Source organism: Sphingobium sp. TomMM35A (genome assembly GCF_054771735.1).
Genome location: NZ_BSRC01000001.1, coordinates 2,307,418 through 2,321,601 on the forward strand (window position 1 = coordinate 2,307,418; position 14,184 = coordinate 2,321,601).

Here is a 14,184-nt window from a genome sequence, read left to right on the forward strand (position 1 = left end):
GCGCGTCAGGCCGCCAGCAGCAACGCGCGCAATTCCTCGTCCCGCTCGCGCGGGGCCTGCGCGTCGAAAAAGATATCGAACGCCAGCGCCGCCTGCCCGATCAGCATCTCCAGCCCGTCCAAGGCCTTCAATGCGCGCGCGCGCGCTGCCTTGAGCAATGGAGTCTCCAGCGGCGCATAGACAATGTCATAGACCGTCGCCTCATCGGGCAGGGTGGAAAGATCCAGATCGAGCACCGGCTGACCCACCATGCCGAGCGAACTTGTGTTGACCAGCAGATCGGCCGCCGGAAGCATGTCACCCATGCCGATTACCCGCCCCTTGACCTTCGCCCGGTCAAGCAAGGCCTGCCCCTTGGTGGCATCGCGCGCCATCACGGTAATATCCGCCACGCCCAGGCTGGTGAGCGCAAACAGGATCGCCCGCGCCGCGCCGCCCGCGCCAACCAGCACGGCGCTCTCCCCTTTCCACTTGTCGCGGAGCAGCGGCTGGAGGAATCCCCCCGCATCGGTATTGGTCCCGATCAGCGGTCCGCCGGTTTCGCTCGCGATCGTGTTCATCGCTCCGATCCGCTCGCGCACGCCGCCCGGATCGTCGGTATAGTCCATCACCGCGATCTTGTGCGGAATGGTGACATTGCAGCCCAGCCAGTCCGGATCCGCCCTGCGCTCCAGAAAATAGGCGGAAAGCCCCTCCGCCGTGACATGCGTCTTGCGATATTCCGCTTCGATACCCAGGCAATCGAGCCAGAAATTATGGATAAGCGGCGATTTGCTGTGCGCGATCGGATCGCCGATCACCTCTGCATAGGGAAGCGTGTCAGTCATGACGGCAGAACGCCCCGCACGCGCAGAAAGTCAAGCAGCGGGAGCAACGGAAGTCCCTGAATCGCAAACTGACTCCCTTCCACCTTGCTGAACAGCTGCACACCGGGTCCCTCGATCCGGTAATTGCCAACGCACCAGCGGCACTGCTCCCATTCATCATCCAGATACTTAGCTATGAAACTATCGGACAAGCGCCGCACCGTCATCCGCACCCGCTCAATGTGCCGCCAGATCGGCTCGCCATTCAGCACGATGACGGCCGCGCTATGCAGATGATGCACCCGTCCCGACAACAGCCGCAAAATCCGCTCCGCATCCGCGCGATCCACAGCCTTGTCGATCATGCTGCCATCATCGAGGCTGAGCGTCTGGTCACATCCCAGGATCAATCCACCCGGCACCCGGCATGATATCCGCAGCGCCTTCAACTCCGCCAATGCATCCGCCAACGCCCGCGCGTCCAGTCCATCCGCCCGCAGCGCTTCCTTCGCCGCTTCTTCATCGACGCCGGGCGAGAGCGCTTCGAACGGAACGCCCGCCGCCTGCAACAGCGCCCGGCGGCTTGCGCTTTGTGACGCCAGCACGATCATGATTCACTTCCTTCCGCCAACACGCGGTCATTGAACAGATTGATGATCGCAGCCGCCGCTTCCTCGATCGAGCGACGCGTCATGTCGATCACTGGCCAGCCATTGTCGGCAAACATGCGCCGGGCAAAGGCCAGTTCCTCCTGCACCTTTTCCAGATCGACATAGCTGGTTTCGGGCGCTTGGTTCAAAGACAGCAGCCGGTTGCGGCGGATTTGCACTAGCCGCTCAGGACTGACGGTCAGCCCCACGACCATCGGGTGCCTCAGCGAATAAAGGCTGCGCGGCGGCGGTGATTGCACCACCAGCGGAATGTTCGCCGTCTTGTATCCGCGATTGGCAAGATAAATGGACGTCGGCGTCTTGGACGCGCGCGACACGCCCGCCAATACGATGTCCGCCTCCTCCCAATTTTCATGGCCCACGCCATCATCATGGGCGATGGTGAACTGGATCGCCTCGATCCGCGCGAAATAGGCTTCGTCGAGGATATGCTTGCGCCCCGGCCGGTTGCGGGTTTCCTGACCCAATATGTTGGACAGGGCGTCGGTCACGCTGTCGAGCGCGGCGACATGGGGCAGGCCCAGCGCCCGACAGCGCGTTTCCAGCCGCCGCCGCAACTGGTGATTGGACAGGGTGAACAGCACCAGGCCCGGATTGGCGGAAATCTCCTCCATGATCCGGTCGAGATGGACATCGGACCGCACCATCGGCCAGAAATGCCGCACCGCCTCGACATTTTCAAAGGCGCCGATCGCTGCCTTGGCGATATTTTCCAGCGTCTCCCCGGTGGAGTCAGACAGCAAATGCAGATGGATACGCGACATGACGCATATCTCTGTGTGGAGCCTGTGGATAAAGCAAGGGATAGGTTGCGGACGAAATACCCCTTTTTAGGTAGCTCACATTAGCCGGAATCTTATCCACATGGCTCCCACAGGCCGTCATTTTCATCCACAGCCTGTGGGTAACGTGGATGAACGGACTGACTCGCATCGGAATCCTTGACGTGAAGGAGTCAAGCTGTTGGCAAATCCGGGCACAGCGCATAAACCCCGCTGCCAACGCCTCTACTATCTCCATCATCCTTTTTAAGAATCTAAATAAGAGAGATTATGACGGGACCAGATGCCGGCCTTTCCGCTGGACCTTCCAAACCGCTGCTTTCCGTCCTGAAGGGTGAAAGCCTGTCCGTGCCGCCCATGTGGCTGATGCGCCAGGCGGGCCGTTATCTGCCGGAATATCGTGCCTTGCGGGCGCAGAAGGGCGGATTTCTCGAACTGGTCTATGACAGTCCGGCGGCCGCTGAAGTCACGCTTCAGCCGCTGCGCCGTTTCGGCTTCGATGGTGCGATCCTCTTTTCAGACATTTTGATCGTGCCTTATGCGATGGGGCAAAATCTCTGGTTCGAAACGGGGGAGGGGCCTCGCCTCGCACCCATCCTCAGCGAAACCGACCTGTCAGCGCTGAAGCCTGACCTCAGCCGCTATGAAGCCGTTTATGAAACAGTGCGGCGGGTGAAAGCGGCGCTGGACCCCTCTGTCACCTTCCTCGGCTTTGCAGGCAGCCCCTGGACCATTTCCACCTATATGGTGGCCGGGCAGGGCAGCAAGGATCAGGGCGCGGCCCGTCGTCTCGCCTATCAGGACCCGGAACGGTTCGGCGCGATCATCGATGCCATTATCGAGTCCACCGTCACCTATCTGTCAGGCCAGATCGATGCCGGGGTAGAGGCGGTGCAGCTGTTCGACAGTTGGGCAGGCAGCCTGGCGCCGCTTCAGTTCAGCCGCTGGGTGATCGAACCCAATCGCCGCATCGTCGAAAAGCTGAAAAGCCTGCATCCAGGCGTCCCGATCATCGGCTTTCCCAAGGGCGCTGGAGCGAAGCTTGCCGACTATGCGGCAGGGACCGGCGTTGACGCGATCGGTGTCGATGAAACCATCGATCCCCATTGGGCGAACCGGGTGTTGCCGGAGGGCCTGCCTGTGCAAGGTAATCTCGATCCGCTGGCGCTCATCGCCGGGGGCAGTGCGGTCGAACAATCGGTCGACAACATCCGCGCCGCCTTTGCAGAACGGCCCCACATTCTGAACCTCGGCCATGGCATTCTCCCCGACACACCAATCGCCCATGTCGAGGCGCTCATCGCCTATGTCCGGCAAGGAAAGAGAAGCTGATGCCCTATCTTGGAGCTGCCTATCTGTGGGTGAAGGCCGCCCATGTCATCTTCGTCATCTTCCTGATGGCGGGATTGTTCATGATGCCGCGCTTCTTCGTCTATCATCACCAATGCGCCGTCGGATCGGATGAGGACCGCAAATGGATCGACCGCGAGCAGCGGTTGCTCAAGATCATCCTCAACCCCTCTCTGATCCTCGTCTGGGTCTTCGGCCTCATGCTGATGGTCGAAATCGGCGCCTGGCATTTCGGCTGGTTCCACTTGAAGCTGCTCTTCGTCCTTGGCCTTTCCGCCTATCATGGCTGGATCGCGAGCTATGCGAAGAAGCTCGCCAAAGGCCTGCGCCCATTAAGCGAAAAGAAGCTGCGCCTGATCAACGAAGTCCCCGGCATCGCCGCCGCAGTCATTGTGGTCGCCGTGATCGTCAAACCTTTTTGAACAGCGTCATCCCAGCGAAAGCTGGGATCTCATGAGGCATCGCTGAACGTCGGCCGATTCAAGCCTCCGCTGGAATGGTTCAGGAAGGCTCCACCGCAATATTATCGATAAGCCGCGTCCGCCCCAGCTTCGCCGCGCCCAGCAGCCGCGCGGGGCGATCCAGCACGTGCATCGGCTCCAGCGTCACCGCGTCGCACAGCGTCACATAATCGATAGGTTCAAAGCCATGCGCGCTCAGCATCGTGATCGCCTTGGCAATCGCCGCTTCGACACTGGCGCCTTTCTCCATCTGCCGCGCCGCTTCACCCAAAGCGCGGGGCAGGGCGAGTGCTTCCTTGCGCTCTTCGTCGGTCAGGTAGGCGTTGCGCGATGACAGGGCCAGCCCATCCTCGGCCCGCTGCGTCGGCACGCCGATGATCTCGATCCGCATGTCAAGGTCGCGCACCATCTGCCGGATCATCGCAAGCTGCTGATAATCCTTCTCCCCGAAGAGCGCGACATCGGGCTGCACCTGGTTGAACAGCTTGGTGACGACCGTCGCCACGCCATCGAAATGCCCCGGCCGCGCCGCGCCGTCCAATCCTTCGGTGATCCCTGAAACGGAGATGTTGGTCGCATAGCCCTCCGGATACATGACCTGCGGGGTAGGCGCCCACAGCGCATCGACGCCTGCGGCCTGCAACATCTGCGCGTCCTTGGCCTCGCGCCGGGGATAGGCGTCCAGATCCTCGTTCGCGCCGAACTGCCGCGGATTGACGAAGATCGACACCACGACATGCCCGGCATGCCGCCGCGCTTCCTCGACCAGCGCCATATGCCCTTCATGCAGCGCGCCCATCGTCGGCACCAGCGCGACGGGCCGCCCATCGCTTTTCATCGCATCGATCGCGGTTCTTAAGGAAGGAAGGTCACGCAGGGTTTGCACGGGACGAGGGGCTCCGATATGGCAGGGGCACGGGGACTATCCTGCTAAAGGCACGACCCGACAATAGGGTCAAGAATCGTTGCGGCAATAAACGGGGTTATCAATGGGTACGAACACCCAAACGCATCATATCGTCTTCGCCAATGAAAAGGGCGGGACCGGCAAGTCGACCACCGCCGTGCACACCGCCATCGCCTTGACCGCGCTCGGCTACAAGGTCGGCATGATCGATCTCGACCCGCGCCAGCGCACTGTCACGCGCTACATGGAAAATCGCGCCGAAACCGCCCGCCGCCGCAACATCGACCTCCCCGCGCCGGACTTCGCCGTGCTGAAGGGTGACACGATAGAAGCGCTGGAGGAAGAATCCGCCGCCGTGGCAGAGGGCAAGGATTTCCTGGTCGTCGATACCCCCGGCCGCGATGACCTGTTCGCCCGCCACATGGCCGCCCGCGCTCATACGCTGGTAACGCCGATGAACGACAGCTTCGTGGATTTCGACCTGATCGGCCAGGTCGACGCGGAAACCTTCAAGGTCCGCCGCCTGTCCTTCTATTCCGAACTCATCTTCGAAGCGCGCAAGACCCGCGCCAAGGCGGACGGCGTCTCGATCGACTGGGTCGTCCTGCGCAACCGCGTCCAGCATCATGACGCCCGCAACAAGAAGCGCGTCGGCGACGCTCTGATGGAACTCTCCCGCCGCGTCGGCTTCCGCGTCATTCCCGGCCTCTCCGAGCGCGTCATCTTCCGCGAGCTTTTCCCGTCCGGTCTCACCCTGCTCGACAAGGGGCATCTGGGCGACCTAGGCGTAAGCCACATCGCCGCCCGCCAGGAACTGCGCGAGATGGTCTCCGGCCTTGCCCTTCCCTCGCGTGAGGAAAGGACGCCGGTCGATCTTCTCGGCGCGGCCTGATGGGTCTTTTCGCCTTTCTTCTTCTCGGGCTCGCCGCCTGGCTCATCTGGACGGGACGTTTGCAGCGCATGAGTGTGAAGGATGGCATGGTGTTGGGGGGCGCGCTGGTGGGCGCGGTCATGGCGGCCAAGGGCAAGCCGCTCGCCGGAGCGCCGTTGCTGCTTGGCGCGGCGCTCTTTTTCATGAACCAGTCGCGCCATAAAAAGCGCTCCGCCGCTCCCAAGGCAGCCCCCGAACCCGCCAGCATCGCCAGAGCCCGCGCCCTGCTCGGCGTTCCCGAGGATGCCGACGAAAATATGATCCGCGCAGCCCACCGGCGGCTGATCGCCTCGGTCCACCCCGATCGCGGCGGCACGGAAGCCCTGGCGGCGGAAATCAACGCCGCCCGCGACCTGCTGCTGTCTGAATCGGACAAAAAAAAGCAGCCGCCCACCCGCTAGGGCGGTAGAACAGGGTTCATGTCCCACCACTTCCACCCTTCGCTGCTGCGCGAATATGACATGCGCGGCATCGTCGGCAAAACACTGGGCGAGGAAGACGCCTATGCCTTCGGCCGCAGCTTCGGCACGATCGTCAGGCGCAGGGGCGGTTCAGCGGTCGTGCTTGGGCGCGACGGCCGTCTCAGTTCGCCCATGCTGGAGCAGGCCGTGGCCGATGGCCTTCAAGCCAGCGGCATCGACGTACTGCGCATCGGCATCGGCCCCACGCCAATGCTCTATTATGCCGAAATGCTGCTTGATGTTGATGGCGGCATCCAGGTGACCGGCAGCCATAATCCCGCCGATCACAATGGCTTCAAGCTGGTACTTGCGCATGAAGCCTTTTTTGGCCCCGAGATCGCCCGTCTTGGCGCCATCGCCGCTGCTGGCGATTGGGAAGCGGGCAGCGGCAGCAGCTGCGCCATCGACGTCATGGACCGCTATGTCGCGCGGCTCATGGAAGGATTTGACGGCACCGCCTGGCGCATCGGCTGGGACGCGGGCAATGGCGCAGCGGGTCCGGTCGTGGACAAGCTCGTCAAGCTGCTGCCGGGTGAGCATCACACGCTTTTCACCGAAATAGACGGCAATTTTCCCCATCATCACCCCGACCCGACAATCGAGGAGAATCTGCACGACCTTCGCAACCTTGTCCTCGCGAACAAGCTCCATTTTGGACTGGCCTTCGACGGGGATGGCGATCGTGTCGGTGTGGTCGACGCACAGGGCCGCACCATCTGGGGCGACCAGCTGCTCGCCCTGCTGGCCGGGCCAGTGCTTCAGGAACGGCCGGGCGCCACCATCGTCGCCGACGTGAAATGCAGCCAGATCCTGTTCGACCGGATCGCCGCGCTGGGTGGCCAGCCGCTCATGTGGAAAACCGGGCACAGCCATATCAAGTCGAAGATGAAGCAGATCGGCAGCCCGTTGGGCGGCGAGATGACCGGCCACATCGTCTTCGCCGACGATTATTTGGGCTTTGACGACGGCCTGTACGCCGCGCTGCGCGTCATCCGCATGGCAGGCTATGAAGGCAAGACCATCACCGCCCTGCATGACGATCTGCCGCCGCTGGTGAACACCCCCGAACTGCGATTTGCCGTCGAGGAGGACCGCAAATTCGCAATCATGCGGGACATCATCGCCCGGCTGCGGGCGGAGGGCGCGATCCTGAACGACATCGATGGCGCCAGGGTGACGAGGCAAGAGGGCTGGTGGCTATTGCGCGCCTCCAACACCCAGGCGGAATTGGTCGCCAGAATCGAATCGCACGATCAACCCGGACTCGAGCATCTTCGGACCGACCTGTGGAGTTATCTGTCACCGCATGTGCCGGGCCTTGATGGGTAAAGAAGCAGAGGAAAGCGAAAAAAGGCAACCGTCAACGTTGCTGGTTGCATCTTCCGCTACGGCATCAGCCGGTTTCACCGACAGTTGCAATAAACGCAACCGTGTAGTTTTCTTTCGCAGTTGCGAAAAGCAGCGCCGATCTGCACAAGAAACGGGCCTTTCAGGCATCCTCTCCTAAAACTTTCAGGCCGTCCCTTGGGGCGGCTTTTTTTTGCCTCCAGCAGCCACAGCGGATTTTCCGAACGGGAAATTTACCATATCGCTGCCATAGCCGGTGCCACATCTGCGCGCTTCGCGCCGCACGGGTTTGAAGAAGGGGGATCTGCATGTTTCTAAGCCGCCGCGCTGCCAGCGCTTGTCTGTCCGCAGGGCTGGTCGCACTGCCACTCCCAGCATTCGCAGGCGGATTCTATCTTCAGGAACAATCGCCCAAGGAGACCGGACGGGCGCTTTCCGGTGCGGGCGCGGCTGCCGATGATCCTTCCGCCATCTATTTCAACCCCGCCGCCATGACGGAGCTTCCGGGCGTTCAACTGTCTGCTGGCGTGATTGCCCTGTTCGCGACTGCGAGCCAGCAAAATCAGGGCAGCAATCGCACCGTTCCCGGGCTGCCCGGCGCCACCGTTCCAGTTGCTGGCAATTCCGGCGGCAATCCGTTCGACAAACTCATCCCCGTGCCCAGCTTCTATGTCACGGGGCAGGTCACGGACCGGCTCTGGATCGGCGCGGGCGTCAATGCGCCGTTCGGGCTGAAGCTTGCCTATGATGACGGCTTTTTTGGCCGCTACGACTCCCTCCACACCGACCTGAAGACCTATAACATGCAGGGATCGGCCGCCTACAAGCTGGACGATCATTTCTCCATCGGCGGCGGCGTGGACGTGCAATATGTGAAAGTCACGCTGACCAACGCCTTGCCGCAGCTCTCGCCGCTCATCGCGGCCGATGGGCTTGCGGAGGTGAAAGGGAAGGATTGGAGCGTCGGATGGCACGCTGGCCTTTTCTACACCAACGGCGTGACAAATATTGGCATTTCCTATCGGTCGGGCATCGATCATAGCATGACGGGCAGTCAGACCATATCGGGCCTGCAAAGCCTCCTTGCCGCCCAGAATGGCAGCACCGGTGTCAGCGCCCCGCTCAATCTTCCCGACATCGTGACCGCCGGTTTCATGCACCGGTTGACGCCGCGCCTGCGCGCCTTGATCAGCGCGCGCTGGTATAATTGGTCGGTTTTCAAATCGATCGCGATCACGGCCGGTGGCCGCACCTCGGTCAAGGAACTGGATTACAGGGACAGCTACAGCGTCAGCCTGGGCGGCGAATATGATGTCAATCCGGCGCTGACCCTGCGCGCGGGCACGATGTTCGATCGCACGCCCACCAATGCGCAGTTCCTGACGACCCGCGTGCCCGATGGCGATCGCGCCTGGCTGTCGGCAGGGGCGACCTATAATGTCTCGCCCAATCTCGCCCTCAATCTCAGCTACGCGCATAATTTCGTGGAAAAGGCGACGATCATCCGCCCCGACACCTATTATGCCGGAACTGCGGCGGCGACGACCGTCACCACCCTGTCCCGGACCAGCGGCAATGCCGATCAGATTGCCGCATCGGTGACGGCACGCTTCTAACTTGGTCCGCGAATGACTATAGGGGCTCCATCAGCACGGAGCCCCCAGTTCATGTCCGACCATAATCCCGGCCTGCGTCCCTGGCGCGACATCGCCCGGCGTCAATGCCGCCAGATCATGGTGGGCAATGTGCCGGTGGGGGGCGGCGCGCCCGTCACCGTGCAGACGATGACGAACACGCCGACCCATGATGTGCGCGCGACGATCGACCAGATTCGCCGCTGCGAGGAAGTCGGCGTCGACATCATCCGCGTGTCCTGCCCGGACGAGGAATCGACTGCCGCATTGAAGCAGATCGTGCGCGCCGCCCGCGTGCCGATCGTCGCCGATATCCATTTTCACTATAAGCGCGCACTCGAAGCGGCCGACGCGGGTGCGGCCTGCCTGCGCATCAATCCCGGCAACATCGGGTCGGAGGCGCGCGTCAAGGAAGTGGTGGACGCCGCCAAGGCGAATGGCTGCGCGATCCGCATCGGCGTCAACGCGGGCAGCCTGGAAAAGGACCTGCTCGAAAAATATGGCGAGCCTTGCCCGGAGGCGCTGGTGGAAAGCGCGCTCGATCATATCAAGCTGCTGCAGGATCAGGACTTCCACGAATATAAGGTTGCGGTGAAGGCGAGCGACGTCTTCCTTGCCGTCGCTGCCTATATGCAACTCGCCGACGCGGTCGATTGCCCCCTGCACCTTGGCATCACCGAAGCGGGCGGCCTGATCGGCGGCACGGTGAAAAGCGCGATCGGGATCGGCAACTTGCTCTGGGCCGGGGTCGGCGACACCATTCGCGTGTCCCTCTCCGCCGAACCGGAGGAGGAAGTGCGCGTCGGCTATGAGATCCTGAAGTCCCTCGGCATCCGCACGCGCGGGGTGAAGGTCATCTCCTGCCCCAGCTGCGCGCGCCAGGGTTTCGACGTCATCCGCACCGTTCAGGCGCTGGAGGAACGGCTCCAGCATATCCACACGCCCTTGTCGCTCTCGGTCCTGGGCTGCGTCGTGAACGGCCCGGGCGAAGCGCGCGAAACCGACATCGGCCTTACCGGCGGCGGCGCAGGCAAGCACATGGTCTATCTCTCCGGCCTCACCGACCACACCATCCAGGATGAAGGCATGATCGACCATATCGTCCAGCTGGTCGAAGCCAAGGCAGCGGAGATCGAAGCGGCAAAGATCGAGGCGGAAACAACGGACGCAGGACGCGCGCAGGCGGCGGAATAGGGGAGGGGGCTTTCTTCTCGATCGCTCACCAGCCTGCTTGCCTAAGACGGTCCCGCTGAGCTTGACCTCTCCTCTGCGGTTCCGCCCAACCCCCGTTCGGGCTGAGCTTGTCGAAGCCTGCTCCTGAGCGTCTGCTGCAAGCAGGCAGCCGAAGGCCCTTTCTTAGGCAAACTCCAACGACCATCCCAACCGATGCCATGACCTCATGACCCAAAGCCGCTCCCTCGCCATCCCCTTCGCGGTCTCCTGTCTCGCCGTCCTGCTGTTCGCCATCATGGACGCGACGATGAAAGGCTTGAGCCTCTCGATCGGCCTTTTCAACGCCCTGTTCTGGCGCGCGCTTGCCGGAACGCTGCTCGGCCTCGCCATCATGCTGCCGACCGGCCACCGCTGGCCGGACAGGGCGGTGCTGCGCCTCCATGTCCTGCGCGGCGTCGTCGTGACGCTGATGGCCAGCCTCTTCTTCTGGGCGCTGATGCGCATGCCGCTTGCCGAAGCCATCGCGCTATCCTTCATCGCGCCGCTCATCGCCCTTTATCTCGCCGCGTTGTTGCTTGGCGAACGGATCGGCAAGCGCGCCATCAGCGCGTCGCTGCTCGGCCTGGTCGGCGTTGCCGTCATCCTGTCCGGCCGGATGCAGGACAGCTATGATTGGGACGCCCTGCTCGGCGCCATCGCCGTGCTGGTTTCCGCTGTCCTTTTCGCATGGAACCTCATCATCCAGCGTCAGCAGGCGCAGCTCGCCTCGCCGGTGGAGGTCGCCTTCTTCCAGCATGGCATCATGTTCATCCTCTTTGGTCTCTGCGCCATCGCTGCTTGGGCGGCACCCGATCTCGTGCCCCTCCGCCTCGATCTGCCCGTGCCCGCCTCCTTCCTGCTGATCGCCGCCTGCGCGGGGTTCGCCTTCACCTCACTCGCCGCCTTTGCCTGGGCCTATGCGCGGGCGGAGGCGCAGCATCTGATCCCGGTTGAATATACGGCCTTCCTCTGGGCCGCGATCATCGGGTGGCTTGCCTTTGGCGAACGGCTGACCCTCTCCACCATCGCGGGCGCGGCGCTGATCGTCGCGGGCTGTCTCATCGCGATGCGCTCCGGTCCGCCAGCGCAAATGCATGAAGGAATCGCATGACTTGTCGATTTCGACGTCCGCTGAAAAACGCGTTTTTCTCACCACTTCCTTCATGACTTTCCCACGACCAGCCGAAACAGCGGACTCTTGACGCACACTCCCCGCTCGGCGCATTGTGCCGGAACGGAACATTTGGGGGACATTCGAAAGCCATGGCTGTCAGCCGCGGAGCCAAGCGCACGCCGGAATGGCGCGAAATGCTGAAACGCAGCCTCATCCGCAGCGGCGCGCTGATCAGCGCGATAGCGTTGATGCTGGCTACCCTGTTCCTGGCGCTCGCGCTGCTCAGCTTCCGCCTGAGCGACCCATCGATGATGACTGTCGCCGACAATCAGGTGCAGAACATCATGGGCTGGCCCGGCGCTTGGGTCTCCGCCTTCCTCTTCACCCTGCTCGGCGTCCCCGTCGCCCTTGTCCTGCCGCTGCTGGCGATCACCGCCCGCCGGCTTTGGGGCGATCAGGACATGTCGGGCTGGAAAGGGCAGTTCGGCAAATGCCTGCTCGGCATCGTCCTCATCGGCATGGCGCTTGCGATCTTCCAACCGGACTCGCTCATCGACCTGCCTTCGGGTTGGGGCGGCCTCATCGGCCTCGCCACCGCCAACGGCGTGCGCAGCCTCACCTCCGCCGCACCCGCCGCGCAGGGGTGGATCACCGGCATTCTCGTCATTTTGATGCTGATCGCCGGTTTCTTCACCTGGTATCGCAGTCTCGCGCTGGAAAAGCCCATATTAGCGCTGCGCCGCCCGACCCTGCCGCGTCTCAGCCTGCCCAAGCCCGCCCTTGCCTTCGCAGGCAACGCTCCCGCCGAAGCCGACGATGATGATGAAGGTGCGGAGGAACGCGTCATCGCGCCCCGGCGCGCCGTGTCGAACGAGCCCAAGCCGCCAATCACCATCCAGACTCCCAAACCCGCGCCCGCCCAACGGCAAATGGCGCCGGTGTCTCAGGATGACCTGTTCGGCAACAGCTCGCTTCCCTCGGCCGATCTGCTCAACCCGATTCCGGCTGGGCAGGCGCAGAAGATCGACAAGGCGGCGCTTGAACGCAATGCGCGCCTGCTCGAATCCGTGCTCGATGACTTTCATGTCAAAGGCAACATCGTCGAAGTGCGCCCCGGCCCGGTCGTCACCATGTACGAGCTGGAACCCGCGCCCGGCATAAAGGCGAGCCGAGTGATCGCGCTGGCTGATGACATCGCCCGCAACATGTCCGCGCTGTCTGCCCGCGTCGCGACCATTCCCGGCCGGACCGTCATCGGCATCGAACTGCCCAACGCCAATCGCGAAGGCGTCTCCTTCCGCGAGTTGATCACGTCCGAACAATTTGCGCAGGACGCCACCCTGCCGATCATCCTGGGCAAGAACATATCGGGCGAGCCGATCATCGCCGACCTCGCCCCCATGCCGCACCTGCTGATCGCGGGCACCACCGGCTCGGGTAAGTCGGTCGGTCTCAACGCCATGATTCTGTCGCTGCTCTATCGCATGACGCCGGATCAGCTGCGCCTCATCATGATCGATCCCAAGATGCTGGAACTGTCGACCTATGACGACATCCCCCATCTGCTGTCGCCGGTAGTCACCGAGCCGAGCAAGGCGATCCGCGCTTTGAAATGGGCGGTCGAGCAGATGGAGGACCGCTATCGCATGATGGCGTCGATTTCCGTCCGCAATCTCGCCAATTACAATGAGAAGGTGCGGGCGGCAAAAGCCAAGGGCAAGCCGCTCGGCCGCCGCGTCCAGACCGGCTATGATCCCGAAACCGGCAAGCCGATCTACGAGGAAGAACAGCTCGACTTCCAGCCGCTGCCCCAGATCGTGGTGGTGGTGGACGAACTTGCCGACCTGATGATGACGGCGGGCAAGGAAGTGGAATTCCTGATCCAGCGTCTCGCGCAAAAAGCGCGCGCTGCGGGAATCCACCTGATCCTCGCGACGCAGCGCCCATCGGTCGACGTCATCACCGGCGTCATCAAGGCGAACTTGCCGACCCGCATCAGCTTCTTCGTGACCTCGAAGATCGACAGCCGCACGATCCTGGGCGAACAGGGCGCCGAGCAACTGCTGGGCAAGGGCGACATGCTCTATATGCATGGCGGCAAGGGGCTGATGCGCGTCCATGGACCGTTCGTGTCCGACGATGAGGTCCGCGTCGTTGCCGATCACTGGCGCGCCCAGGGCCAGCCCGACTATATCGCCGCCGTAACCGAGGAACCCGAAGAGGGCAGCTTTGCCCTGGATGGGGTGGATCTGGGCGATGACAGCCCCGACGCTCAGCTGTTCCGCAAGGCGTGTCAGCTGGTGTTCGAGAATCAGAAGGCATCGACCAGCTGGCTCCAGCGCCAGCTCCGCATCGGCTATAACTCGGCCGCGCGCCTCATAGAACGGATGGAGGAAGAAGGGCTGGTCGGTGCCCCCAACCATGTCGGACGCCGTGAAGTGCTGCGTGACGAAAATGGTAATCCACTTTGACGATTGCGAAAAACGCAATCGGGGCGATGCTCAACGC

Annotated in this window: 13 protein-coding genes; 9 read left to right on the forward strand and 4 right to left on the reverse strand. The window is 62.6% G+C overall.

All coding sequences use genetic code 11. The annotated features are described in order from the left end of the window. Positions 1–5: 5 nt before the first annotated feature. From aroE to ACYU8T_RS11650, 3 genes are read right to left on the reverse strand one after another with little or no spacing between them, the layout of a single operon-like run. Complete coding sequence (gene aroE / locus ACYU8T_RS11640) at positions 6–827, reverse strand: shikimate dehydrogenase (protein WP_461159526.1); 822 nt, start codon at positions 825–827, stop codon at positions 6–8. Next, a complete protein-coding gene (locus ACYU8T_RS11645) occupies positions 824–1,417 on the reverse strand; it encodes a Maf family protein (protein ID WP_461159527.1) in 594 nt (197 codons plus the stop codon). The genes aroE and ACYU8T_RS11645 overlap by 4 nt, the downstream gene beginning before the upstream one ends. Continuing rightward, positions 1,414–2,241, reverse strand: coding sequence for a pyruvate, water dikinase regulatory protein (locus tag ACYU8T_RS11650; RefSeq protein ID WP_097090563.1), 828 nt, complete (start codon positions 2,239–2,241; stop codon positions 1,414–1,416). Before ACYU8T_RS11650 ends, ACYU8T_RS11645 begins: the two co-directional genes overlap by 4 nt. Positions 2,242–2,529: 288 nt before the next feature. Here ACYU8T_RS11650 and hemE point away from each other — a divergent pair, with 288 nt between their 5' ends. Together hemE and ACYU8T_RS11660 are read left to right on the forward strand one after the other, a co-directional pair. Beyond that, complete coding sequence (gene hemE / locus ACYU8T_RS11655) at positions 2,530–3,591, forward strand: uroporphyrinogen decarboxylase (protein ID WP_461159528.1); 1,062 nt, start codon at positions 2,530–2,532, stop codon at positions 3,589–3,591. Next, positions 3,591–4,031, forward strand: coding sequence for a CopD family protein (locus ACYU8T_RS11660; RefSeq protein ID WP_461159529.1), 441 nt, complete (start codon positions 3,591–3,593; stop codon positions 4,029–4,031). The genes hemE and ACYU8T_RS11660 overlap by 1 nt, the downstream gene beginning before the upstream one ends. Before the next feature lie 79 nt (positions 4,032–4,110). On the opposite strand, the gene panC is transcribed toward ACYU8T_RS11660, so the two are convergent. Continuing rightward, positions 4,111–4,956 (reverse strand): pantoate--beta-alanine ligase, encoded by an 846-nt coding sequence (gene panC / locus ACYU8T_RS11665; protein ID WP_461159530.1) that lies wholly within the window; start codon positions 4,954–4,956, stop codon positions 4,111–4,113. A gap of 103 nt (positions 4,957–5,059) precedes the next feature. Between panC and ACYU8T_RS11670 the strand changes: the two genes are divergently transcribed. From ACYU8T_RS11670 to ACYU8T_RS11700, 7 genes are all read left to right on the forward strand, one after another. Next, entirely contained in the window at positions 5,060–5,869 is an 810-nt protein-coding gene (locus tag ACYU8T_RS11670; RefSeq protein WP_201515410.1) for a division plane positioning ATPase MipZ, read from the forward strand. After that, on the forward strand, positions 5,869–6,309 hold the full coding sequence (locus tag ACYU8T_RS11675; protein ID WP_461159531.1) for a J domain-containing protein: 441 nt from the start codon (positions 5,869–5,871) through the stop codon (positions 6,307–6,309). Before ACYU8T_RS11670 ends, ACYU8T_RS11675 begins: the two co-directional genes overlap by 1 nt. An 18-nt stretch (positions 6,310–6,327) precedes the next feature. Beyond that, entirely contained in the window at positions 6,328–7,698 is a 1,371-nt protein-coding gene (pgmG, locus tag ACYU8T_RS11680) for a phosphoglucomutase/phosphomannomutase PgmG (RefSeq protein WP_461159532.1), read from the forward strand. Positions 7,699–8,024: 326 nt separating this feature from the next. Further along, a complete protein-coding gene (locus ACYU8T_RS11685; RefSeq protein ID WP_097090570.1) occupies positions 8,025–9,332 on the forward strand; it encodes an OmpP1/FadL family transporter in 1,308 nt (435 codons plus the stop codon). 51 nt (positions 9,333–9,383) lie between these two features. Then, positions 9,384–10,544 carry a flavodoxin-dependent (E)-4-hydroxy-3-methylbut-2-enyl-diphosphate synthase gene (ispG, locus tag ACYU8T_RS11690; protein ID WP_097090571.1) on the forward strand — a complete coding sequence of 387 codons (1,161 nt, stop codon included), beginning with the start codon at positions 9,384–9,386 and terminating at the stop codon, positions 10,542–10,544. Between the two features lie 205 nt (positions 10,545–10,749). After that, positions 10,750–11,673, forward strand: a complete 924-nt coding sequence (locus ACYU8T_RS11695) for a DMT family transporter (RefSeq protein WP_097090572.1) — start codon at positions 10,750–10,752, stop codon at positions 11,671–11,673. A gap of 152 nt (positions 11,674–11,825) precedes the next feature. After that, positions 11,826–14,147 (forward strand): FtsK/SpoIIIE family DNA translocase, encoded by a 2,322-nt coding sequence (locus ACYU8T_RS11700; RefSeq protein WP_461159533.1) that lies wholly within the window; start codon positions 11,826–11,828, stop codon positions 14,145–14,147. Positions 14,148–14,184 lie beyond the last annotated feature (37 nt).

Coding starts and splice junctions, on each gene's coding strand:
- ACYU8T_RS11685 (WP_097090570.1), top strand. CDS start 8,025: ATGTTTCTAAGCCGCCGCGCTGCCAGCGCTTGTCTGTCCGCAGGGCTG.
- ACYU8T_RS11675 (WP_461159531.1), top strand. CDS start 5,869: ATGGGTCTTTTCGCCTTTCTTCTTCTCGGGCTCGCCGCCTGGCTCATC.
- ACYU8T_RS11695 (WP_097090572.1), top strand. CDS start 10,750: ATGACCCAAAGCCGCTCCCTCGCCATCCCCTTCGCGGTCTCCTGTCTC.
- ACYU8T_RS11670 (WP_201515410.1), top strand. CDS start 5,060: ATGGGTACGAACACCCAAACGCATCATATCGTCTTCGCCAATGAAAAG.
- ACYU8T_RS11700 (WP_461159533.1), top strand. CDS start 11,826: ATGGCTGTCAGCCGCGGAGCCAAGCGCACGCCGGAATGGCGCGAAATG.
- hemE (WP_461159528.1), top strand. CDS start 2,530: ATGACGGGACCAGATGCCGGCCTTTCCGCTGGACCTTCCAAACCGCTG.
- aroE (WP_461159526.1), bottom strand. CDS start 827: ATGACTGACACGCTTCCCTATGCAGAGGTGATCGGCGATCCGATCGCG.
- ispG (WP_097090571.1), top strand. CDS start 9,384: ATGTCCGACCATAATCCCGGCCTGCGTCCCTGGCGCGACATCGCCCGG.
- ACYU8T_RS11650 (WP_097090563.1), bottom strand. CDS start 2,241: ATGTCGCGTATCCATCTGCATTTGCTGTCTGACTCCACCGGGGAGACG.
- pgmG (WP_461159532.1), top strand. CDS start 6,328: ATGTCCCACCACTTCCACCCTTCGCTGCTGCGCGAATATGACATGCGC.
- ACYU8T_RS11645 (WP_461159527.1), bottom strand. CDS start 1,417: ATGATCGTGCTGGCGTCACAAAGCGCAAGCCGCCGGGCGCTGTTGCAG.
- ACYU8T_RS11660 (WP_461159529.1), top strand. CDS start 3,591: ATGCCCTATCTTGGAGCTGCCTATCTGTGGGTGAAGGCCGCCCATGTC.